Consider the following 23,560-nt stretch of genomic DNA (forward strand, 5'->3'; position numbering starts at 1 on the left):
GCTCGACCCCACAATATCAGGCCCGAAATGAAAAAAGCCACCCCCCCGCCCAAAAACGCCGCACGCGCCCTTTTCCCACAAAATCCGTCGCGGGGCAAGCCGGAAACCCGCGAAAAGATAATGGATGCGGCGCAAAAGCTTTTCTCCGCAAGGGGTTTCGACGCAACCGGCGTCATGGACATCGTGAGCGCCGTGGGCATGAGCGCCGGGACATTCTACATCTATTTCAGGGACAAGGGCGAGCTTTTCCACAAGGTTGCCGAGCGCAGCATAGAAAACCTTCGGAACCACCTTCTGACCCTGCGGCAGTCTCTGAACATCTGGGACCGTGAGGACCGGATCGCCAAGAGCAGGCAGAGCTTTTCGGCTTTTTTCGACTACGTGGACTTGAACCGTGACCAGATGACATTGATCCTTAGGGGTTCTGCGGCTTCTTCCGGGCGGGACGCCTTTGACTACGCACAATCGGTGGCCGCCGACCTTGCCGAAGACGCGGCGCGCTGGGCGGAGCTTGGTGTTATCGAGGGCTTAAACCCCTGGCTTTTCGCCCACGCGGCCCTTGGAATGACCCTCCAGGTGGTGCGCTCGTATCTGGCCGAGAGCATGTTCACCCGCCGGGAGGCCATTGACTTTCTTCTGCGGATGCTGGCCGCCCTCTTCGAGGAATACCTCACCCCCAAGGGCCGCGAGCTTCTTCTGGAAGGGGCGTGACCTCTATATTTCCTCAGCGTGGAGGAGCCGCCTTGGCCCGCCTGCGCGTTCTGTGGACCAGTCCTTCAAGGGAATTATCTTCTCGTAGTCATCCATGCGTTTCAAGGCCGCGAGGCGCTCCACTATAAGGTGCCAGGCGCAGGGGGTGTCCTTGCTTATCTCGCAGTTGCCCTTACTGGAGCCGCCGCAGGGGCCGTTCATCAGGCGCTTGGCGCAGCGGGATATGGGGCAGATTCCGGCTGTAAGGTGCAGGATGCAGTTGCCGCAGCCCTGGCAGGATTCGGTCCAGAGGTTTTCCTTTTCCGCGTCCCCCATGAAAAGGGTGTTGAGCCCCGGATAAACCGGAAGCTCTGCGTATTTCTTGGCGATGAACTGCACCCCCACGCCGCAGGCGAAGGAGAGCACGGCGTCGGCCCAATCGAGATCGCCCTTGGCCTGCTCGAAAAACTCGTGCTCGCACTGGCGCTCGATTCCGCCGTTTCTTATCTCTATGGGGTTCCCCTCCTGGATCGCCTTCATGCGCAGAAGGGACGCCGCGATTTCCGCCTCCTTGTTGCCGCCCTCGTGGCAGACCGCGACGCAGGTGTTGCACCCGAAGACCAGGACCCGGCCTAGGCCCTTGATCATGTCCCACATCTCGTCAAGAGTCTTTTGCTTTCCGACTATCATTTTTGACTCCTTTGATGCCAGGGAAAGGCGGCTTGGAGCGATTTTCGATAATATAACCGATGCTGAACCGAGGGATGTGCTTTTCCTGGGAGCGCGGGCGTCCCGCCCGCTTTTGCCATCAATGCGGGCGGGACGCCCGCGCTCCCAGGAAACCCTCTCATCCGGCCTTACGCCTGAGCGCCTCCGCGATGGGCGAGGGGCCGAGGTTTTTCACGCGCTCGGAAAACTCCATGCAGATTTCGGCCCAGCGCGGACCCATTGCGGCGGAGAGGTTGAACATCTCCAGGCGCTCCGGTTCTATTCCCACCTGTTGGATGAGGCTTTTCAGGTTCGTCACCCGTTTTTTGGCGTTTGCATTTCCTTCCAGGAAATGGCATTGGCCGGGCAGTCACCCGGCCACGAAAACGCCGTCAACGCCTCGCTCGAAGGCGTTGAGGACGTGGGCGTGGTCGAGTTTTCCGGTGCACGGAAGGCGGATGACCTTGACGTTGGGGGTGTACTGGAGCCGCATGACGCCCGCGAGGTCCGCCGCCGCAAAGGCGCAGTAGTGGCAGGCAAAGGCTATGATGTTGGGCTCCCAGCCGGACGGGGCCTTTGACGGAGCTTCCGTCGGCGCGGCTTCGAGCGCTGCTGCCTGTGTCATTGGGCCTCCTTTTGGGCCGGATGAAGGCCGTCCGTGAGCGAATCGATCATGGCCATCACCTGGGTGTCGGTGAACTTGTTGACCTGCCAGGCCTTGGCCGGGCAGACTCCCGCGCAGATGCCGCAGCCCATGCATTTCACCTCGTTGTGGGAGACCTTGCCGTCGGAGTCTATGAAGGGCGAGCCGTAGGGGCAGGCCCGCACGCAGGCCAGGCAGGACATGCAGATGTCGCGGTTGTGCTTTGAGATGATGCCGGAAACCGCAAGCCTCTCGTGGGCCAGGAGCGCCCCTGCCCTGCCCGCCGCCGCCTGGGCCTGGGAAATGGTTTCGTCCAGGTTCTTGGGCGCGTGGGCAAGGCCCGCAAGGTAGATTCCCTCGCTGGGAAAATCCACGGGCCGCAGTTTCACGTGGGCTTCCAGGAAAAACCCGTCGGAATTGCGGGTGAGCTTGTAGAGCTTTCCTATGGTTTCGGATTCGGGATTGGGGCGAAGCCCGGCGGAAAGCACCAGGAAATCCGCAGAAAGGCGAACGGGGCGGTTCAAGATGAAATCGTGAAGGCTTACGGTGACGCCCTTGTCGGTAAAGGCCGCCTCCGGTTTTTTTTCGGGATCGAAGCGGAAAAAGAGCACCCCCAGGTCGCGGGCCTTTTTGTAGTTTTCCTCACGAAGCCCGTAGGTGCGCACGTCCCGGTATAAAATGGCCACCGAGGCTGTGGGGTCTTTCTCCTTGATGGCCACGGCGTTTTTGACGGCGTCCTGGCAGCAGACCCTCGAACAGTAGTTGGAGGGCTCCTCCCGGCTTCCCACGCACTGGATCATCACGAAACTCGCACCCTTGGGGATTTCGCCCGCTTCGATGCGCTGTTCCAGGGTCCTCTGGGTGATGACGCTGTCCCGCTCGCCGTATCCGTATTCGGCGGGCTTGTACTCCTGGCCGCCCACCGCGATTATGATGGCCCCGTGGGTGAAGGTTTCGCCGTTGTCGAGGATCGTGGTGAAGCCCCCCACCGCGCCGTCGGTTTTTGCAATTTGGGCGGATTTGTGGACGGTGATTTTGGGGTGGGATTCCGCCTTTGATACAAGCCCGGAAAGCCACGCGCCGACCTCCCTGCCCTCGCCGGTGCGCCGAAGGTTCCGCGCAAGCCCGCCAAGCTCCTTTTCGCGCTCCACGAGATGAACGTCGAAACCCTGGCCGCCAAGGGACAGGGCCGCAGTCATGCCCGCCACGCCGCCGCCGATGACCAGGGCCGCAGGAGTCACGGAAACGCTTCCGCTTTGCACGGGAAAGAGGTTCCGGGCCTTGGCCACGTGGGCTTTTACAAGCGCCAGGGCCTTTTTGGTGGCCTCCTCCTTCTGCCCCATGTGGCACCACGAGCATTGCTCCCTTATGTCGGCCAGCTCGAAGAGGTACTTGTTCAAGCCCGCGTCACGAATGGTATCCATGAAAAGGGGCTCGTGGGTGCGGGGCGTGCAGGAGGCCACAACCACGCGGTTAAGGCCCTTTTCCCGCACCATTTCCTTTATGTGCTCCTGGGTGTCCTGGGCGCAGGCGTAGATGACGTCCTCGGCAAGGGCCACGCCCGGAAGGCCCGCCGCAGCCTGGGCCACGCTTTTGACGTCAACGGTCTGGGAGATGTTTATTCCGCAGTGGCATACGAAAACGCCGATTTTGGCCGGGTCGCCCGCGACCGGAATTTCCGGCGGAACGGCCTTTTCGGTTACCTCGGTTCCGCGCGCTTCCGACAGAAGGCTCATCACCTCGCCAGCAACCGCGCTTGCCTGGACCACGGTTTCCGGGATGTCCTTGGGGCCCTGGTAGATTCCCGTTGCGAGCACCCCCCGGCGCGTTGTGGCGGTGGGCGAGAACGGGTCGGTTGCCGGAAAGCCGTAGGGCGTGGACTCTATCCCGAAGGTTTCGGCGAATTTGGCCGCCTCGGCGTGGGGCTGGAACCCCACCGAAAGCACCGCAAGATGAAAGGCCTCCTCGGTCATTTTGCCGTTTTCGAGCGCGTGGCGGAGGATGAGGTTCCCCGTTCCTGGGTCCTCGCGGATTTCCGAGACCATGGCCCTTACGTAGCGCACGCCGTACTCGTTTTTGGCGCGGTCCACGTAGCGGTCGAAGTCCTTTCCGAAGCTGCGCATGTCCATGTAGAAAACCGAGGGCTCGATGGAGGAGTCGTGCTCCTTGGCTATCACCGCCTGCTTGGTGGCGTACATGCAGCAGACCGAGCTGCACCAGGGGTTGGCCCGGTGGGGGTCGCGGGAGCCCACGCACTGGATCCAGGCGATTTTCTGCGGGTGCCTGTGGTCGCTTGGCCTTGTGACCTTGCCCGCAAAGGGGCCGGAGGCAGACAGAATGCGCTCGAACTGAAGGCTCGTCACCACGTTGGGCCAGCGCCCGTAGCCAAGTTCCTGGCGGAACTTGGCGTCGTAGCGGGAAAGGCCCGGAGACAGGATCACCGCGCCCACCCTGAGATCGAAGCGCTTCTCCGTCTGGTCGAAATCTATAGCCCCTGCGGTGCAGACCTTTTCGCAGGCCCGGCAGCGCTTCCTTGTGAGATAGAGGCATTGGCCGGGATCGATCACGCGGGTGTTGGGCACCGCCTGGGGAAAGAGCACGTGGATGGCCCGGCGCTTGCCGAGTCCCTGGTCAAAGGAGTTTGCCACTATTTTCGGGCACTTGCTCTCACATACCCCGCAGCCGGTGCAGCGATCCGGGTTGACATAGCGGGGCTTTTCGATCACGGAAAGGGTGAAATCGCCGGGCTCCCCAGAAAGGGCGGCCACGGACGAGAGGGTGTGCACCTTTATGTTTTCGTGGCGGCCAACCTCCACCATCTTGGGGGAGATCATGCACATGGAGCAGTCCCCGGTGGGGAAGGTCTTGTCCAGCATCACCATGGTGCCGCCGATGGATGACGCAGGCTCTATCATGTGCACCAGAAACCCGGCCTCGGCAAGGTCCAGGGCCGCCTGCATGGCCCCAATGCCGCCGCCCGCCACAGCCACGGCCCCACTTATGGATGCTTTTTTTGTCATGGCAGTCCCAGTTCGGATAAAAGGGGCAGGCCGCTTACGAAGTGTTCCGTCAGTCCCAGAATTTCCGGGTCGAGCCCGGCTGAAAGGCCCAGAAGCTCGGTGATGTAGTAGACCGGAAGCCTCCTTTGTATGCCGGACAAAAGGCCGACCTCGTCCTGGCAGGCGTCCATGTTGAGATGGCACATGGGGCAGCTTACCACGATGGCGTTCGCGCCGCGCTCCACGGCCTGGGCCATGATGATGGACATGAGCGAAATGGCGGTGTCCCGGTCGTTGACCGCCGCCGAAGCTCCGCAACAGCGCGTTTTTGCGGAAAAATCCACGGATTCGATCCCCATTGCGGAAAGGATGCGCTCCATGACCTGGGGGTTTTCGTTGTCGTCGAAAAAGGGGGCCTTGTCGGCGAGCCGGGTGAGGCAGCCGTAGTAGGGGGCGGCCTTCATGCCGGTGAGCTTTTTCGTGGCCGCAGCATTCAGGGAGCCGTCCGAAAGGGCCTCGTCAAGGGCTTCCAGGATTGAAACGACGGTGATTTTTTTCGTAACCTTGTGCGAGAGCTTCGAGTTGACAGCTTCCGCCACGTCAGGCTCGGAAAACATGCGGTATTGGGCCGCCTTTTCGCGTGAATAGCAGCCGGAGCACGGAACCAGTATGCGGGAGAAGCCCTGGCTCTCGGCAAGGCCAAGGTTCCGGGCCGGAAGGGCCGTTGCCAGGAAGGCGTCGTGCTTGGACGCGCTGGTGGCCCCGCAGCAGTTCCAGTCCGCGATTTCGGCCACTGGCCGCCCGATCCTCTCCATGAGAGCCCTCACCTGTCGGTCGTATGCCGAGGCCGACTGGGTCAGTGTGCATCCCGGATAATAGCCCCATTCCATGACCGGTCTCATTCCTTGTAATTTTCGGATTCGTCGGCTCCGGAAAAAAGCCCCCTGACCTCTTTTACATCCTTCACCCGGGTAAGGCCTATGTGGAGCCTTTTCTGTTTCAGCATGGAAAGCCCCAGCCTGGCCTGGGAGAAGGATTCGCCGATGATGGCCGGGAAATTGAAGTCCATCAGAAGCCTTGTCATGTGGCGCATCTCGTAGCCCGCCATGAACTCGGTCTCGTTGATCCTGCCCCGCCTTTTGAAGGCGGAGACAAATGCGGCGTGGAAAGAGGCGATCTTGGGAACCTGCGGATAAACGCGGTTTTTCTTTGAAATCCTTTTGAGGGCCTCGGTGATCTTGCCGGTCTGGATTCCGTTGGGGCAGCGGGTTCCGCAGGTGTAGCAGGAAACGCATTTCCAGGTTAAGGGGCTTTCCTGGGCGGCCTTTTCATCCCCCATTACAACCGTGCGGATGAGCCTGTCCGGAGTGAAAAAGCCCGTGGCCTCGGCCACCGGGCAGCCCGCCGCGCATTTCCTGCACTGGTAACAGGCCGAAAGGTTCTGGCCGGAGGCCGTGGCCACCTCGTCGGCGAAAGTCCGGGCCTCACCCGGGTTAAAATCAACGGCCTCGAAGGTCATGGCGGGCTATCCTCCGTCTTGGGGGAGGGACGCTTATGCGTGGAGTTGATGCATTATAATGTATCAGGAACCGATTGCCCAAGGAAAATATGCGGGCCGCTCTCGCTGGGGCTTGCGCCACCTTGCTGAAGAGTCGCTGATTTTTGGCGCCTTGAAAATACCGGGCATCAAGCCTGTCTGAAAACGATGAAGCGCAAGGAAGGCTAAAAGCCAATGAGCAAGCGTACTGAAGGTACGTGGCGGAATTGGCTTTGACGCCTGACACAGCGATTCGCGTTTTCAGGCAGGCGCTTATTTCAATTTAGCGGCGTCCAGATATTTGGCCAGCCTGTCCTCGCCGCCGATGGAAATCACGTGAACGCCCTGGCAAAGGTCTTTGATGCCCTTTACGAGATCCGCGAAAATCTCCATGGACGCCCTCTCCTTGTCCGGGGCTGCGGAGAGCTTCTTTATGAGCCAGTCCGGCACCATGCCGCTTTTGAGGTGGCGGTTCAGGAATTTCGCCATTCCGGCGGTGCGCAGTATCATGACCTCGGCGATAACCGGAAGCCCGAAGGTTTCCACCCGGCTCATGAACTTCTGGAAAACCTCCAGGTCGAAAACCGGGGTGGTGAGGAAATACCCGGAGCCGATTTTTGTCATCTGCTCCATTTCCTTCATTTCCAGGTCGGGCACGTTCTTGCCCCAGGCGGATTCAACGCCACTTCCCAGCACGAATTCCACGGGGCCCGGAATGTCCTTGCCCTCCACGGTGCGGCCTTCGCGGATGTTCGTAAGCACCGACTCGATCTTTCCGGCGTCCACGTGGAAAAACATCATTTCCTGGAGGCTGTCGCCGGTGATCCTGTAATCTTCGGTGAAGACCAGGAGGTTTTCGATCCCGGCGTCGTGGGCCGTGAGAAGGTCCTTCTGAAGCTCTATGCGGTTCTTGTCCCTGGTGGTGGTCTGGTAGATGGCGTCGAAGCTGTTTTCCATGAGGACTTCGCAGGTTTTGATGGAATCGCCCACGATGCCTTCCAGGTCGACATCGGAAACCGAAACGCCGTCCACCCGGCCTTTGACCGACGCGAGATTTTTCACGAGTTCATCAGGGCTTTCCTGGTCCAGGGGGGCCTGAACCTCGGATGTCACCACGAATTTTTTTCTTTGAAGGGCGTCTTTGAGCTTCATGTCGGCTCCTTAAAGCGCGGGTTCGCTGCTTAAATTTTTTTGAAGGCGCACCCCTTGCGGGCGGGCGCAAACCGGGTGCCAAAATCAAGACCCTCACCCCAGAATGAAATGGCGGCTACGCGGCTATTCCACGCCCAGAAGCCTTGCCACCTCGGCCTTCAGCTGGCCAAGGGGCAGGGGCTTGGAAAAGCAGATGTCAGCGCCGTACTCCTTCATTTTGGCGAACTTCTCCTCGTCCAGATAGGCCGAGAGCACGATGATTTTCGTGCCCGCCGTGTCAGGCGAGGACTTGATCTTTTTGCACACCTCGAAGCCCTTTATGTCGGGCATCATGATGTCCAGAATCAGGATGTGGGGCTTGAAGTGGCTGACCTGGAGGCCCGCCTCGAAGCCGTCGGCGGCGGAGATGACCTCGTAGTCGTGCTCGTCCTCCTCAAGGGACTGGACGATGGTCTCCACGATGATGGGATCGTCGTCCACGACCAGTATCCGCTTTCTTCCGTTTCCGGGCGCGTTTTCCGGTATGGGGATGCCCTGTTTGCGCATGAAGGCTTCCAGGACGTCCTTTTTGATGCGCCTGTGGCCGCCCACGGTCTTGTACGCCTCGATGTGGCCGGACTCTATCCAGTTGATGATGGTTTTAGTGGAGACGTTGCAGTGCTGGCTTGCCGTGAAAACCGTAAAGATGTCTTCCATGACGGACCTCCCGTTGGTGTCCCAGGTTGATTTTAGTTTATTATAGAATTTTCCGTTTTGTCAAGAAAAATAGTTTTCTGATACAGCCCCTCCCGGCACAACCTGACAGAGGGCCGGACTAAACCAAATTGCACATTATAGCAATACTTACAGAATATTAAGATACTTATGAGGCTGGTGACCGAGAAACGCGCCCTCTTGGGCAATTGACTAAAGAATTTGATAATAACCATAAAAACGGAAAATCACGCCGGGCGGGAGCCGGAACGACCGGACAAAAAAAGCCCCCGGCGACGATTCGCCGGGGGCTTTCAAAATCGGAAAATTGGAAAAATTACTTCTTGAGGGAGTCGATTTCCTTTTTCAGGTCATCGAGTTCCTTCTTGTAGCGGTCCACGTCGTCGGCAGGGCCGCCCATGTCCAGGGATTCTTCCTTCTGCCAGTTGTCTTTGAGTTCGTCAAAGCCAAGATAGATGGCCAAGGCGCCGCCAAGAAGAAGGGTGACGGGAAGTGCGCCCGCGATGATGGTCATGAACTGGTCCCACCAGTGGGAAAGGCCGATAAGACCCAATACCGCCGCTGCCGCGCCGCCGATCAAGGTTTTCATGGAAACGGATCCTCCTTGTAAATTGATGTTGGTGTGTCCCTATCGATACGGATGTATTTATCGTTTGTAACACGAACCGAAAAAACCAAGTCCTTTTCAAACCCGCCCGATACCATTTAAACGCTTCTGATGCAAGCCCGAAATTACTTTGGCCTGTCGAAAAGGGAAACCACCTTGCCGCTGGCGGGCTTTTTTCCGGACCGGGCCGGTTTTTTCATCGCCTTGGGGGAATTGTCCCCATCCGGGGCTTCCTTTTCCGCCAGGGGCGGGAGCTTTTCCAGATGCATGGATTTCCCGCCCATGGTGAATTCCGCGCCCTCTATGTATTCCTCGCGCAGTATCCAGGTTATGTCCTGGGGCGGGTTGGTGAGGGCCTGGATGCGCACCTGGTACCAGCCGGGCTTCGCGTCCGGGTTTATGTCCTCGATCCGGGCGTAGAAGAGGGGGGTCTTGTCGAAGTGAACCAGAACGATGTCGTTTATGGTGGTCATGGGAAAACCTTAGCCATAGCCCGCCCCGCTTGTCAAGAAAAGCCAGGCATTCTATTTCATGGCAAATTCCAGGCCCAGCTTTTTGAGGGTCTTTTGGGTGGGGATTCCGTTTTCGTCCCATCCCCTCAATTTGTAATATTTGGCCCTCATCTTGGGAAGCTGCACCACGGTCTTTTTGTCGCCGGGGACCAGTTCTTCGGTGAGGAAGCGCTTGGGGAGGGTGTCGGCCTCCATGCCCACCCCTTCCCTGAGGTTCAACATGCGCTCCAGTGTGTGGCCCCGGTTGCCCACCTCAAGGAAGCGTCCAAGGTTCATCTTCATTCCCGTGGCGAGCCTTAAGGCCTTGGTATGGGGCAACATGGGAAGGTCGATGGGCATCATGAAGGGCGGAAGTGAGAGAGTATAGTCGATGGCCGGCCAGACCGCCGTCATTGCGTGGGCCACGGCCTTTGAAAGCCTCTTGTGGGGCGGCAGCTTGAAGACCGGGGCCGGAAGCGCGGTCCAGGAGGTGAAAAGGCAGTTGCCGCCCGCGCCAATGGCCGCCAGCAGGTTCTGGTCCAGAACCACCCAGCCGGGCTTGGACCTGAAATGGAGCGGGTCCAGGGTAAGCGGCCCCGAAATCTCGAAATAGATCATGTATCCGCCGTCCAGATGGCAGGCCCCGCGCCCGGAAACGGCGTAGCCAAGGGCGTGGCCCGCCGCCGCCCTTGGCTCGTAGGCGGGTATTTCCAGGCCCTTCACCTGGGCCGCGAAATCTGCCCCGCCGTATTTTCTGGAAAGCTCCCGCGTTCCTAAGCTCAAGTCCGCGCCGACCCCCTCCCTTTTCGCCATGAGGGGAAGCATTTTGTCAAAGGCTTCCACGTCGCCGAATTTAAGCCCGTTGTCCCACATGCCTTTTTCGTTCAGCTCGCAGGCAAAGCCTAAGACGTTTCCGGTTGAAATGGAATCCATGCCCAGAAGGTCTAAGTCCCGGTTCCATTTTATTATGGCCGGAAGGTCGGATACGCCGAGATTCGATCCCATGAGGCAGAGAATCTCGAACTCCGGGCCTTTCACGGGTTTTCCGTCGATCTCCACCTGCCTGCCGCAGCGTATGGGGCAGGTGACGCAGCCGAAATTTTTTGTCATGAACTCGTCGGCCAGGCGCTCGCCGGAAATTTTTTCCGCGCCCTCGAAACTGCCCTGGCGGAAGTTATAGGTGGGCAGTGCGTTTTTTTTGGAAAGCACGTTCACGAAATAGGCGGTTCCGTACTTCGGAACCAGGTCGCCGGTGGCGGGGTGGCCCTTGATGAGGCTCATCCAGTCCTTCACCACGGCGGAAAACTTTTCCGGCTCGGCGATGCTCACCTTCAGCTTGCCGTGCGCCGCCATGCCCTTCAGGTTCTTGGAGCCCATCACCGCGCCCATGCCCGTGCGCCCGTGGCTGCGCTCCTGGGAGACCACCGTGGCGAAGGGCACGAGGTTTTCGCCCGCGATGCCTATAGCCATGGTCCCACCCCTGCCACTTTCCTCCATAATGGCTTCCTGGGCCGCCTGGGTGTCTTTGCCCCAGATTTTGGAGGCGTCCTTTATGGCCACGCCGTTTTCGGTGATGTCCAGATAGACCGGTTTTTTGGCCCTTCCGCGCACCACCACGCCGTCGTAACCCGCGCGCTTCAAGTGGATGCCGAAACTGCCGCCTGAGTTTGAATGGCCGATGGAGCCTGTCTGGGGGCTCTTGGCCGAAATGTTGTAGCGGGAGGACGAGGGGGCGCCGCTTCCGGTCAGGGGAGATGTGGTCACCACCAGCACGTTTTCGGGGGAAAGGGCGTCGATTCCGGGCTTCAAGGCGTCCCAAAGGATTCGCGCGGCCAGGAAGCGCCCCCCAAGGAACTGCTCGCGGTCCCGGTCGCTCACCGGGTATTCGCCGATAAGGCCGGTTGAAAGATCAACGTCGAGGATACGCCCCATATAGGCGGAAAATTGGCTGGACACAGGCTCTTCCTTTCGCACAAAAAAAGCGGTCAAGGCTTCCCTTTCCCGCTTTTTCAAGAAGATAAATACATGGCTATGACGCCAGTCCGGTCATGTGGCGTCTTTCCAGGTGATCACTGCGGGCTTCCTGCTGGTTGTCGCCCCGTGGCGATACTTGGGATGCCCCATCACAAGGCTTGCGAAAACCTTTTTCCCCCTTGGAATCCCCAGAATCTTTCTCAGTAAGGGATTGTATTTGAGGGCCAGGGTCAGAAAGCCGATGTAGCAGGTTCCAAGCCCAAGGGCGTGGGCGTGGTTGGTTATGTTGGCGGCGGCGATGTTGGCGTTGTCGCAGCCGAAGGGCGCGCTTTTGGGGGCCAGCACCATTATGAGCACGGGAGCGTTATGCAGGATGTAATCCCGGCCCGTTGCGTCGGCCACCGCCACGTAGTAGCCCATGGCATCCAGGTAGCGGGAGATGACTTTGAGCGGCCCGGCCATTTTTACCGCAGAGTAGACCGCCCTGCCCGGGCCGTTTTGGGAAGCCCGGTAAACGGCCTTTCCCATGCCGAAAAGGTTGTCCGAGACCTTTTTCAGAAGCGCCCGGTCCGTCACCACAATGTATTCCAGGTGCTGATCGTTGGACGAGGTGGGCGAGTACCGGGCAAGGTCCAGGATTTCCTCGATAACCGCCCGGTCCACGGGCTCTTCGTCGTACCTGCGCACGCTCCTTCGGGAGCGCACTATCTCGGCGTACACGTCGGGCGCTAGCTTTTTGCGGTTCACCCTGCGCACCTGCTCGGCGTCGAGCCCCCGGTGAATAATGGCCCCTCGCGGGCAGACAGCCACGCAATGGGAGCAGCGGTTGCACATGGCCTCTTCCACCACTGCGGGCTTTCCGTCAAGCTCCCTCAGGCACCCGGCCACGCAGTCTTCCACGCACAGGAGGCAGGAATTGCACTTATCGTAAAGATACTCAATCATAGGGCTTGAATGTTCTTTTGCAGACAATGCGAGCCTCCGCCGGGCCGGGGTGCCCTGTTACCGCTCTCCGTTTTATTTTTCCAGGGCCGCGATGGCCTGATCGACGCTTTGGATTTTGGCTTCCAGGGCCTGCTTCCGGGCCGGGGTGGATGCGAGCGTCCGGGCCTCCTCTAAGAGCTTCCTGGCTTCCCTGAGGCTTTTCAGGGCGCTGTTGCCCATGCCCGTGGAGGCCTTATGCATTAGCTCATCGAACATCACGCCGTCGAGCTTTTCCTGGAGATCGCCCGTTCCCGAAAAACCGGCCGTGTAGCAAAGGGCGCTTTTGAGGCTCTTCCTGGCCGAGGCGTAATCCGGGCCGCCCTTTCTGCCAAGGGCCTTTTCGGCCCTTTTCACGTGATAGTTGCGGATGACTTCGTATGCCTCGTTCCGGGAAACATATTCCCTGTCGTCCGACGGCCTGGCCTGGCCCGGCAGAACCTCCACAAGGCTCCTGCCCGAAGGCGCGAAGCGGCCCCTTTCGATCAGGAGGCCGTCAGGCGTATCGGTCATGTAAAAATGGCCGATGTTGCCCCAGGAAGTGAGCAGAAGCAGCAGAACCAATAAGCCCATCGCCCCCGTAAAAATGACCATCCAGGGGTTGCGCTTTTCGTCTGCGGCCTTGACTTTGACGACTGTTGCGACCTCAGCCGTTTTTTCGGCCACTTTCCCGCCCGCACCGCCAAGCACTGCGGAAAACGTCTTTTCCATAAGGCCGAAGGCCCCGTCGATGAAACCGAAAACAAGGGCAAGAAGACCGGGCTCGGAGGCGCTTGCGGCCTGGGCCTGTGCGGCAAGTGCAGCCTGACGCTCTGATTCCTCCTCTGCGGCCTTGCGGGCCTCTTCCTCGGCCTTGGCCTTGGCTGCCGCTTCCTCTGCGGCCTTGCGGGCCTCTTCCTCGGCCTTGGCCTTCGCCGCAGCTTCTTCGGCGGCCTTGCGGGCCTCTTCCTCGGCCTTGGCCTTGGCTGCCGCTTCCTCTGCTGCCTTGCGGGCTTCCTCTTCGGCCTTGGCCTTGGCTGCCGCTTCCTCTGCTGCCTTGCGGGCTTCCTCTTCGGCCTTGGCCTTCGCCGCAGCTTCTTCGGCGGCCTTCCTGGCTTCCTCTTCGGCCTTGGCTTTCGCGGCTGCTTCCTCTGCGGCCTTGCGGGCCTCTTCCTCGGCCTTGGCCTTCGCCGCAGCGCGGGCCTCTTCCTCAGCCTTCGCCTTGGCTGCCGCAACTTCAGCGGCCTTGCGGGCTTCCTCTTCGGCCTTGGCCTTGGCGGCTGCTTCTTCTGCTGCCTTGGTCTTAGCCGCCGCCTTGGCGGATGCTTCCGCGCCGGAGGCTTCTTTCGCAGGTTTTTTCTCAGCCTTGGGACTCTTGGCCTTAGCGGGAGTGGCGGCGGTCTTCTTTTCAGTGGATTTGATAAGATTCTTCTTGCCCATTTATTCCAAGCCTTTCCTGTTTAAGCGGTATTCTGAAAAACCGGTACATGAAAACAAGTCTTTGGAGTCTCGATTCCTATGACAAGCCGTGGGGATTGTAAAGAATTTTTCGCGGTGCGGCTGAAATCGGAGCGGCCCGTCCGGGATTTTGTCTTTTCTTGCTTTCGCGGGCGGCCCGTGCAATAAAAGAGAGACCGCAAAACATATAAACGTTGCACCCGGCAAGAGTTTTGGCCAGCCGGGGCGGATAACGGGAGAGCCTGATGATCGTTTTCGATCTTGCCTGTGAAGACGGACATCGCTTCGAGGGCTGGTTCGCGGACGTGGCCGGATGCGACCGCGAGCTTTCGGAGGGCCTCGTTTCGTGCCCGGTCTGCGGAAACGCCCTCGTGACGCGCATTCCCTCCACTTTCGGCATAAAGGGCGCGGCCCGCTCCGAAGGCCCGCCGACTCTCCCCAACCCCATGGAAATGCTGAAACGCATCTCGGACATGGTGAAGGCGAACTTCGACAACGTGGGCTCAAACTTCGCCACCGAGGCCCTAAAAATCCACTACGGAGTGTCCGAACCCCGCAACATTCGTGGCTCAAGCACCCAGGCCGAGGAAAAAATGCTGAAGGACGAGGGCGTTGAATTTCTGAAGGTGCCGGTTTTGTCGCCGAAAGACACGGACGCCTGATAATCCACTTTCCACCGGCAGACAAATTTTGACAGGGAGGATAATCCCATGAAGCCCGAAATCCTGGAAAAACTCCCCGAATTCCTGGAAACCCTGGGCCTGACCGACGAGCCTGTGGGCATTTTCTTCACCGACACCATGCCCGATAAGGCCATCACCCCCGCGTCCCTTCCCCTTCCCACCGCCCGGAGGGAGCGGGAGCAGGCAGTGGACTGGCGGGAAATTTTCGGCAACTTTTCCTGCTCAATCGGCCTCATCCGGCGGGCCAGGATGAAAAAGCGCCCGGCGGTCTTCGACGCAGAGCACTTCGGTTGCCCCGGCTGCGCTTTCTGGATGGGCTTTTTAAAGCCCCAGACCGAAACCATAATCCACTACGTGTCTTCGGGCATTCCGGACGCGATGGAAGGCGAGTTCTACCAGAAATCCCCGGACGTTCTGCGCAAGATTTTCAGCGATATCGACCCGCCTCCGGCCCCGGCCCGGCACTGCGTGGTAAAGCCGCTCTCCCTTTTCGAGCCCGGCGAAGACCCCCTTCTGGTCGCCTTTTTCACGCGCCCCGAAGTCCTCTGCGGCCTTCACCAGCTTGCGGGCTTCGCCACCGGCGACCCGCTCTGCGTGGCCTCCCCCTGGTCGGCGGCCTGCGGAAGCCTTGTGGCATGGCCCATGAAATTTCTGGCCCAACGAACCCCCAAGGCCGTCCTTGGCGGCTGGGACCCTTCGGCCCGCAAGTTTTTCGAGACCGACGAGCTGAGTTTCACGGTTCCCTTCGACATGTTCCGAAAAATGCTGGGCTCTTACCAGGGCTCCTTTCTTGGCCGCCCCACCTGGGGCCTCGTGAAAAAGAAAATCGACAGGAGCCGCCGGGCCTGGTCGAAAAAAGAGGATGACGGGCCTGCCGAAGCCTGATGGACTGAACAGGGGGAACCAGCATGACCGATGAAAACAAGAGCCGATCCTGCACCCAGGACGGAATCGAATGCCCGAAAAAGGCCCCCTGGCCCGGCTGGGTGAGCGCGGCCACGGGCGCGGCCTTTGTGCCCATGACAGTACTTGCCGTGGCCATGCTGTGGCAAAGCCCCTCCAAACTGGCCATCTGGCTTCTGGGCTTCGCCCTGTTCCTGGTTCCCCTGCGTTATCTCATCTGCGCCCGCTGCCCTTATTACGGGCAAAGCTGCTCCTCTCCCATGGGCAAAACGGTCCCCTTCATCTTCAGGAAGCAGGAAGGCCGGTCAATGAAAGCGGGCCTTTGGCTGGACGTGGCCGCCTTCGCGTTCCTTTTCCTGTTCCCCCTTCCCGACGCCTTTGTCTGGCGGGGAATCGGCGGGCTTTTACTGTGGATATGCTCCTGGCTTCTGATTTTCGTTCTTCTCACGGGGCTGGCCTGTTCCCGCTGCCCCTTCGTGTTCTGCCCCATTGGCCGGGCCGGACGGGCCTTTTTCGGCCTTTTTGCGAAACCGGGCAGGGACAAATGACCAAAAATCCCTTTCGCTTTCTCGCATCATTCAAGGAAACACAATGAACACGGGATATTGGCCGGACGATTACGTAACAAAGCAGATGGACGCAGCCTCGGCGATCAAGCGCATAAGTTCGGGCCAGAGGGTCTTCATCGGAAGCTCCTGCGGCGAGCCCCAGCATTTGGTCAAGGAGCTTGCGGCCCAGAAAAAGCGCCTTTCGGACATCGAAATCCTGCGCCTCATGAGCCTGGAAAGCACGCCCCTAAGCCTCTTAAGCCAGGACCCCACCGGCGATGAATTCAACGTCCGCAGTTTCTACTTAGGCTCAGGGATGCCCAAAAGGCTCGCCGCCGGAAAACGCTTCTTTACCCCCATCAACCTTTCGGCGGTGCCGCTGCTTTTTTCCAGCCAGCGCATACCCCTTCACGTGGCCCTTATCCAGGCCACCCCGCCCGACGACTTCGGATGGATGAGCCTCGGGGTTTCTGTGGATGTCACCATGGCCGCAGCCAAGGCGGCGGATCTGGTCATCGTCCAGGTAAACCCCAGAATGCCCCGCGTCTTGGGAAGAAGCTTCATCCACGTTAACGACGTGGACGCCATCGTTGAATACGAGGAGGACCTCATAAGCGTGGGCGAAACCCCCAATTTCACCCAGGCGCTCGATATAGGCCGTCACGTGGCCTCCCTTGTGGACGACGGCTCCACGGTGCACATCAGCCTTGGCTCCACCACCCAGGCCATATTTCTCGCCTGCGAGGGAAAAAATGACCTCGGCATCCACACCCAGTTCATGATGGACGGCATAATGCAGCTCGTGGCCCGGGGAGTGGTCAACAACCGCAAAAAGGGCATCAACGAGGGAAAACTGGTTGCGGCCACGGCAATAGGTTCGACGGACCTCTACGAATTTCTGCACGACAACCCCTCCATGGAGTTCCACCCTTCGGACTACGTCAACAACCCCGGGGTGATCGCCCAGCACAAGAAGATGGTGGCCGTGGAGCTTGCCGAGGCCATGGACCTTACGGGCCAGGTGGCCGCCGACGCCCTGCCCTTCAACCATTATTCCGGGGTCACCGGCATCTGCGACTTCATACGGGGCGCGGCCATGTCGCCCGAAGGCAAGGCCATCCTGATGCTTCCATCCACCAACCGGGACGGCACAAAAAGCCGCATACTTCCCCAGCTCAACCACGCTGTGGTGGTCCCCCGTGGCGACGTTCACTACGTTGTTACGGAATTCGGCGCGGTGAACCTTTTCGGGAAAAACCTCTCCGAACGGGCGCTGGCCATGATCTCCATAGCCCACCCGGATTTCCGCGACGAACTCTTTGAAGACGCCAAGGAAGCGGGCCTCATCCCCAAAAAGCGCACGCCCTCGGAAATACTGCACAGAATCTACCCGGCGGCCATGGAAAAGGAAATCACCATCGCGGGACAGCCGGTTCTGTTCCGGCCCGTGAAATCCACCGACGCCCGCCTTGTGCAGGAGCATCTCTACAGCCTGGACAGAAAGGACATCATCGCGCGTTTCCTGCACAACAAGGCCACCTTCGCAAGGGACGAGGTGGAAGGGCTTTTCGGCGGGGACTACTACAAGGACTACACCGTCGTTGCGGTGATCGGGGACTTGGGCTTCGAGAAGGTGATAGCGGTGGGCGGCTACTTCACGGACCCGGCCAAAAACATCGCGGAAGTGTCGTTCTCGGTGGACAAGGCCTGGCAGGGCAAGAGCATGGGGAAGATTTTGATGGGCATGATCTCCCAACGGGCGCGTGAAAGCGGAATCGCGGGACTCTACGCCTACGTCTCCCCCACCAACCGCTCGATGATACGGCTCTTTTTCTCGCTTCCGTACAAGGTCTACACCTCCTTTGACCGGGACATCCTGCACCTGTCCTGCAAGTTCTCCGAGCCCAAGGCCGTGGAGGAAACACCGGCTGGAACGCGCGGAAGCGACGGGGCTTGCAAGCAGTGAGGGGGGCGGTGGGCAGTCGGCAGTGGGCGGCAACCGCAGGTTGGGCTGAGGCACGAAGCCCAACCTGCGAGACTGGAATATTGCATTATGCGTTTAAATTGTGGTAGGTAATGACGGTATTAGGTCGCATCCGCTTTTATGAATGAATCAAGAATATGGGAGACAATCTATGCCAGAATTTATAGTTGAAGGACATGGCGAAAAGACAAAGAGGCATAGGAAAAAGTCATATTGGGGCAAAGATGAGAATGAAGTGCGCCAAAAGGCAATTAACGATGGTACTATTGTAGAATCCATTATCGAACTTCCAGAACCTATAGAATATGCTACTGAGAGTCAAAAAAAATTTGCACGAGATTTAGGATTGATGTTTCCACATGATATTACAAAAAGTGAGATGAGTGATTTAATAGATTTTAAAAAATCAAATGATAAAGAAGCTACGGATAGGCACAAAAGCTTTGCAGATTACTTTGGCGTAAAATATTCAAATTATATAGGTAAAAAACAACTATTTAATTTAATTTTTTATGACTTACTCGCACCTGGACGTGAGGTAGATTTAGCTGCTTGGTTTACATATAGAATATGCCGTCATATTTGTAATGGCGCGGATGATCATCCTCTTGCAACAGGTCCTGATGCTAACGTTATTAGAGAAATTGCTTCTGAACTTGCATATGATGAAAGAATTATTAAATCAATAAAAAATTATAAAGACGGCAAAAAACTTATATGGTTTGGAACTTATACAGCACCAGATGGCAGAACATATGAAGGCGCAAGCAAACAAACAATAGCATATAAAAAGGCATACGAGCTATTAAATACTTATATTAAATTTTCAGATAATCGCAAATCATTTTTTAATAAAATAGCAATTAAAAATTTCGGAAATAATTCATTTGCACGCTATAATACTTTTATATTTTTAGCAATCTTAATTATATTCATATCTTATTGTGGAATAAAAAATATGAAGCCGAATCCAAAAATTCCTATTGAACCACAAAAAGATCAAATAGTAAGTAAATCTAATCCAGATGAATTGATTGATAAATTTGGTGCTTTAAATGCAATACAATCTTATGTAAAAAAGACTTTAGCATTTCCTAATGCGGCAATATTTCCAGCACTTTCTAATGAATCTTTTAATCATACAGACTATTTGGACAATAAAACATATTCCATTACCTCTTATTTTGATCTTCCTAATAAAAATGGCGAGCTTATAAGAACAAAATTCGTTGGAACCGTTGTACAAATTGGCCCTGATGAGTGACGGTCAACACAGCTTGATTTTTTTCCTAATGAGGCGGCGTCACAATAGTTATGTTAGGTGGTTCTGCGCGTAGCTCAGGTTCACCCAACCTACGTCAAATTTTGCAGTTACTTCGGCAGGATATCTTGTTATTTTTCCCCCTTTTTCACCGAAATCACCGTCACCACAACCCCGGCTGCGATGAGCCCTAGCACGGCAAGGGGGAAAATCCAGGGCGGGTGGGCGGGGGTGGAGAAGCGCACGTAAAGGGTTATGGCGAAAAGGGGAGCCTGGGCGATAAAGCCCGTGAGGGGCACGGCCCAGAGGGTCCAGCGTTCCCCCCGGCGCATGGGGATGGCGGTCATTATGGCCCAGGCGGCTCCCACGGCGAGGTATCCGGCCCCCGCCGCCTTTAACAGCGCCAGAAAGAGCTTCTGGTACAGGGGCGGGATGTCCTGCCAGGGGGTTTGGATGGCGTCCATGTGATAGGGCATTATGGTGGGCATGGCCAGATAGAGCACCCCCATTCCCATTGTAAGCACCGCCCCAAGCCCGTACAGAAACAGCACGCTGCGATTTTTCACACCCCGCTCCTTTCCGGGTTAAGCCCGCCTTTCAACCGATCCGCCAAATACCGCCCACCCGTTGAAAAATAAGGATAAGCAGCCTGGATAAAAACGATGAAGCGCAAGGAAGAGTGAAGCGGGCGGGGAGGAATAGTACTTTTCGTACATGACGACCCGCCCGCTTTGCTCTGACACCGCGATTCGCGTTTTTAGACAGGCTGCTCTTTATACCTTAAGTTGTATCCCAAGCTCCACCACCCTGTTGGGCGGGATGCCGAAAAAGGCCATGGGGTTCTGGGCGTTACGGGCCATGAACACAAAAAGGCCCTTGCGCCAGTTGGCCATTTTTGAAGGTCCTGTTGTTAAGAGGCTTTCCCGGCCAAGATAATAGGTGGCGGTATCAGGGTCAACGGAAAGTTTGAACTTTGAGGCAAGCCGGAGCACCAGGGGAACCAGGGGCGTTTCCATGTATCCGAACCTGGCTATCAGGCGGTAGAAGCCCTGGCCCAGGGATTTCACCTTGAGGCGTTCGTCGTCGGGCACGGTGGGCTCGTCTGCGGTAGTAAGGGACACGAAGAGCACCTTTTCTGGCAGAACGTGGTTGAACCTGTAATGGTGAAGCAGGGAATAGGGCACTCCGGTTGGGGAAACCGAGAGGAACACGGCGGTTCCCGAAATCCGAAGGGGCCGGGTGGCCGCCACGCCTTCAAGAAAATCCTCCTCGGTCACGTGCTCGCGGGCGAAGGTGTCGGCAAGGGCGCTTCTTCCGTCCCGCCACGAAACCATCACCGCAGTAACGGCAAGGCCCACGGCCAGGGTGAACCAGCCGCCGTCAACGATTTTCAAAAGGTTGGCCGCAAAGTATCCGAGATCGAACACCAGAAAGAGTCCCACCAGAAGGGCCGTTGACCTTACGGGCTTTTTGAGGGTGCGGGTGAGAACGAAAAAATACAGGACTGACGTTATGCCCATCGTGGCGGTGACGGCAAGGCCGTAGGCCCCGGCAAGGCGGCTTGAGCTCTTGAAGGATAAAACCAGCAGGATGCAGGCCAGAAAGAGCACCCAGTTGACGAAGGGAAGGTAAATCTGGCCCTTAACGTGGCTGGATGTGTGCACTATCCGGAGGCGCGGAAGAAAGCCCAGTTGGATTGCCTGCTGGGTGAGGGAATAGACCCCCGAAATCATGGCCTGGGAGGCGATCACCGTCGCGGCTGTGGCGAGGAAGACCAGCGGGTAAAGGATGGCCTTGGGCGCGAGGGCGTAGAAGGGGTTCACCGCCGTTTCCGGGCGGGTCATCAAAAGCGCGCCCTGGCCGAAATAGTTGCACAAAAGGGCGGGCCACACCAGGGACACCCATGAAAACCTGATGGAAGCCCGGTTGAAATGCCCAAGGTCGGCGTAAAGGGCCTCGCCTCCGGTGATGCACAACACCACGGAGCCCAGGACGACCATGCCGTGGAGGTGGTTTTCCGCAAAAAAGCGAACCGCCCAGTAAGGATTGACTGCGGCCAGGATGCCCGGCTCCTTCGCCACTTCAACAAGGCCGAGAAGCGAGATTGCGGAAAACCAGACAAGCATCACCGGCCCGAAAATCTGTCCGATTCCGGCGGTTCCCCTTCGCTGGATGAAAAAGAGCCCGGCAAGGACGATGCAGGTTATGGGGACCACGAAATTTTTCGCCGCAGGCGTGGCCACCTCGAGGCCCTCCACAGCCGAAAGCACCGATATGCTTGGTGTGATGATGCCGTCGCCGTACAAGAGGGCCGCGCCGAAAATCCCCCCGAAAATCACCACGCTTTTGGTTCTGCCGGTAAGCTTATTCTTCGACTGGGCCAAAAGGGCCATGAGCGCGAAGATGCCGCCCTCTCCCTTGTTGTCCACCCGCAAAACGAAAACCACGTATTTTATGGTGACAACCACCAGGAGCGACCAGAAGATGAGGGAGAGCACCCCGAAGATGTTGCCGTGTGTGATGGCTATGGCGTGAAGCCCGTGGAAGCACTCCCTTACAGCGTAAAGCGGGCTTGTGCCGATGTCGCCGTAAACGACTCCAAGGGCAGCCAAAGACAGGGCCCAGAAACCGCCGTGGGATGAGCCTGCCGGCTCGCCGGGCGTGTGGATTTTTTGGGGAAAAAGCCTGCGGACAAACTGGGGGGGAACATGGCGCAGCCTGTTGATGAGGCCGGGCGCAACGGGACCCTTGGGGCCTTCCATCGCAAACCTCCCTTTGAAACCCGAAAAAACCGGCGCAACGGAACAGGGCAAAGGGCCCTTTGAGGGCGCCTTGCCGGTCCTTTGCTGTAACAATCCGATTTTTAAAGGATTTCAACCAAGCCCGATTTTGCGGGCCAACACGGGTTCGATCCTTAAGAGGACCTCCCCCAATGGAAGGTTCCCCTCGAAGCCTGCGATGTTAGCTGACGGGCTCGGGCCGAGAAGGTTGCCCTAGGCTCAAATGAGCCATACGCCCCAAAAAAACGGTTCCCCCGCTCCCTAAACAAGGGATTCGGCTGGGAGCAATAATATTCCTGTGCTTGTTGATATTCAAGAGGCAAATTTCACGCTTGCCCCCAATTCGTAAAAGGGGCGCTCAGGCGGCGGCGTGCCGGTCCGTTCAACCTTGACTTTCAGCGCCAAGATAGTATCTTGTAGCATTACCAATCCTTCTTGAAAGACCATCCCCCATGCTCACCGAACGGCAAAAACTTGAGGCCCTGGCCACGCTGGGGGTGGAACTGAACCAGGTGCGCGACCTGGACATCCTCATGGAGGAGATCCTCACCCAGGCGCGCCGGTTCGTGAACGCCGACGCAGGCTCCATCTACATACGCGAGGGAAGCCGCCTCAATTTCAGCTACACCCAGAACGACACCTTGAAAAAGCGCCTGGCTCCCGGCGAGAAGCTCATCTACTCCACCTTCTCCATCCCCATAGACGAAAAAAGCATAGCCGGTTTCGTGGCCGCCACCCAGAAAGCCCTGAACATCGCAGACGTCTACATGATCGCCGCCACCGAGCCCTACGGCTTTTCGCGCGGCTTCGACGAGACATCGGGCTACCGCACCCGCTCCATGCTCACCATTCCCCTTGCAAACAGCCGGGGGACCCTTCTGGGGGTTTTGCAGATCATCAACTCCACCGACGGGGAGGGCAGCGTTACGCCCTTTTCCCCCGACGACGAGATGATGATGGGCCATTTCGCCGGAATCGCCGCAGTGGCCCTGGAACGCGCCCAGATGACCCGCGCCCTGCTCCTTCGCATGATACGCATGGCCGAGATGCGCGACCCCAAGGAGACCGGGGCCCACGTCAACCGGGTGGGGGCCTATTCCCTTGCCATCTATGAGGACTGGGCCGAAAAGAACGGCACCCCGAAGATAGAGGTGGAAAAGACCCGCGACGTCATCCGCATGGCCGCCATGCTGCACGACGTGGGAAAAGTGGCCATATCGGACCTCATCCTCAAAAAGCCGGGCCGCTTCGAAAAGGACGAGTACGAGATAATGAAGCAGCACACGGTCCTGGGGGCAAGGCTCTTCCTGGACCAGCAGTCGGACTTCGACCACACCGCCCACATTGTGGCCCTCAATCACCACGAGAGATGGGACGGCCAGGGCTATCCCGGCCACGTTGACGTTGAATCCGGCCTGCCCATCCCCGGTTTCACCCTGCCCAATGGGGCGGCGCGGGGAAAAATCGC

At 58.0% G+C, this 23,560-nt stretch carries 21 protein-coding genes (1 of these 21 only partly in view); 7 read left to right on the forward strand and 14 right to left on the reverse strand.

Features of this window, described 5'->3' with window-relative positions; genetic code table 11:
• Positions 1–27: 27 nt before the first annotated feature.
• Entirely contained in the window at positions 28–711 is a 684-nt protein-coding gene (locus HZB23_01075; protein MBI5843241.1) for a TetR/AcrR family transcriptional regulator, read from the forward strand.
• Between the two features lie 3 nt (positions 712–714).
• Here the strand turns inward: HZB23_01075 and HZB23_01080 are convergent, their stop codons facing one another.
• From HZB23_01080 to HZB23_01135, 12 genes are all read right to left on the reverse strand, one after another.
• Complete coding sequence (locus HZB23_01080) at positions 715–1,380, reverse strand: methylenetetrahydrofolate reductase C-terminal domain-containing protein (GenBank protein MBI5843242.1); 666 nt, start codon at positions 1,378–1,380, stop codon at positions 715–717.
• A gap of 157 nt (positions 1,381–1,537) precedes the next feature.
• Complete coding sequence (locus HZB23_01085; protein MBI5843243.1) at positions 1,538–2,023, reverse strand: hydrogenase iron-sulfur subunit; 486 nt, start codon at positions 2,021–2,023, stop codon at positions 1,538–1,540.
• Positions 2,020–5,061 carry a CoB--CoM heterodisulfide reductase iron-sulfur subunit A family protein gene (locus tag HZB23_01090; GenBank protein MBI5843244.1) on the reverse strand — a complete coding sequence of 1,014 codons (3,042 nt, stop codon included), beginning with the start codon at positions 5,059–5,061 and terminating at the stop codon, positions 2,020–2,022. The genes HZB23_01085 and HZB23_01090 overlap by 4 nt, the downstream gene beginning before the upstream one ends.
• On the reverse strand, positions 5,058–5,942 hold the full coding sequence (locus HZB23_01095) for a CoB--CoM heterodisulfide reductase iron-sulfur subunit B family protein (protein ID MBI5843245.1): 885 nt from the start codon (positions 5,940–5,942) through the stop codon (positions 5,058–5,060). Before HZB23_01095 ends, HZB23_01090 begins: the two co-directional genes overlap by 4 nt.
• On the reverse strand, positions 5,939–6,559 hold the full coding sequence (locus HZB23_01100; GenBank protein ID MBI5843246.1) for a 4Fe-4S dicluster domain-containing protein: 621 nt from the start codon (positions 6,557–6,559) through the stop codon (positions 5,939–5,941). The genes HZB23_01095 and HZB23_01100 overlap by 4 nt, the downstream gene beginning before the upstream one ends.
• A gap of 291 nt (positions 6,560–6,850) precedes the next feature.
• Entirely contained in the window at positions 6,851–7,729 is an 879-nt protein-coding gene (locus tag HZB23_01105; protein MBI5843247.1) for a methylenetetrahydrofolate reductase, read from the reverse strand.
• A gap of 123 nt (positions 7,730–7,852) precedes the next feature.
• Complete coding sequence (locus HZB23_01110; GenBank protein MBI5843248.1) at positions 7,853–8,425, reverse strand: response regulator; 573 nt, start codon at positions 8,423–8,425, stop codon at positions 7,853–7,855.
• A gap of 334 nt (positions 8,426–8,759) precedes the next feature.
• Positions 8,760–9,032: a hypothetical protein gene (locus tag HZB23_01115; protein MBI5843249.1), complete on the reverse strand. Its 273-nt coding sequence runs from the start codon at positions 9,030–9,032 to the stop codon at positions 8,760–8,762.
• A 143-nt stretch (positions 9,033–9,175) separates the two neighbouring features.
• Positions 9,176–9,523 (reverse strand): hypothetical protein, encoded by a 348-nt coding sequence (locus HZB23_01120; protein ID MBI5843250.1) that lies wholly within the window; start codon positions 9,521–9,523, stop codon positions 9,176–9,178.
• Positions 9,524–9,574: 51 nt separating this feature from the next.
• Complete coding sequence (locus HZB23_01125) at positions 9,575–11,497, reverse strand: aldehyde ferredoxin oxidoreductase family protein (GenBank protein MBI5843251.1); 1,923 nt, start codon at positions 11,495–11,497, stop codon at positions 9,575–9,577.
• A gap of 90 nt (positions 11,498–11,587) precedes the next feature.
• A complete protein-coding gene (locus HZB23_01130; protein ID MBI5843252.1) occupies positions 11,588–12,460 on the reverse strand; it encodes a nitroreductase family protein in 873 nt (290 codons plus the stop codon).
• 72 nt (positions 12,461–12,532) lie between these two features.
• Complete coding sequence (locus HZB23_01135) at positions 12,533–13,915, reverse strand: hypothetical protein (GenBank protein MBI5843253.1); 1,383 nt, start codon at positions 13,913–13,915, stop codon at positions 12,533–12,535.
• 263 nt (positions 13,916–14,178) lie between these two features.
• Here HZB23_01135 and HZB23_01140 point away from each other — a divergent pair, with 263 nt between their 5' ends.
• From HZB23_01140 to HZB23_01160, 5 genes are all read left to right on the forward strand, one after another.
• Positions 14,179–14,595, forward strand: a complete 417-nt coding sequence (locus tag HZB23_01140) for a DUF1178 family protein (GenBank protein MBI5843254.1) — start codon at positions 14,179–14,181, stop codon at positions 14,593–14,595.
• Positions 14,596–14,643: 48 nt separating this feature from the next.
• Entirely contained in the window at positions 14,644–15,501 is an 858-nt protein-coding gene (locus HZB23_01145) for a DUF169 domain-containing protein (GenBank protein ID MBI5843255.1), read from the forward strand.
• Positions 15,502–15,524: 23 nt separating this feature from the next.
• Positions 15,525–16,067, forward strand: coding sequence for a hypothetical protein (locus HZB23_01150; protein ID MBI5843256.1), 543 nt, complete (start codon positions 15,525–15,527; stop codon positions 16,065–16,067).
• Between the two features lie 43 nt (positions 16,068–16,110).
• Complete coding sequence (locus HZB23_01155) at positions 16,111–18,033, forward strand: GNAT family N-acetyltransferase (GenBank protein ID MBI5843257.1); 1,923 nt, start codon at positions 16,111–16,113, stop codon at positions 18,031–18,033.
• Positions 18,034–18,202: 169 nt separating this feature from the next.
• Positions 18,203–19,315: a hypothetical protein gene (locus HZB23_01160; GenBank protein ID MBI5843258.1), complete on the forward strand. Its 1,113-nt coding sequence runs from the start codon at positions 18,203–18,205 to the stop codon at positions 19,313–19,315.
• A gap of 128 nt (positions 19,316–19,443) precedes the next feature.
• Here HZB23_01160 and HZB23_01165 read toward each other — a convergent pair whose 3' ends face one another.
• Together HZB23_01165 and HZB23_01170 are read right to left on the reverse strand one after the other, a co-directional pair.
• Positions 19,444–19,878, reverse strand: a complete 435-nt coding sequence (locus HZB23_01165; protein ID MBI5843259.1) for a hypothetical protein — start codon at positions 19,876–19,878, stop codon at positions 19,444–19,446.
• Between the two features lie 207 nt (positions 19,879–20,085).
• On the reverse strand, positions 20,086–22,074 hold the full coding sequence (locus HZB23_01170) for a potassium transporter Kup (protein MBI5843260.1): 1,989 nt from the start codon (positions 22,072–22,074) through the stop codon (positions 20,086–20,088).
• Positions 22,075–22,544: 470 nt separating this feature from the next.
• Between HZB23_01170 and HZB23_01175 the strand changes: the two genes are divergently transcribed.
• On the forward strand, positions 22,545–23,560 hold the 5' portion of the coding sequence (locus tag HZB23_01175; protein ID MBI5843261.1) for an HD domain-containing protein. Its footprint extends 217 nt past the window's final position; the window shows 1,016 of its 1,233 coding nt (coding positions 1–1,016); its start codon is at positions 22,545–22,547; the stop codon falls past the right edge of the window.

The organism is Deltaproteobacteria bacterium (assembly GCA_016235345.1).
Lineage (GTDB): Bacteria > Desulfobacterota > Desulfobacteria > Desulfobacterales > Desulfatibacillaceae > JACRLG01.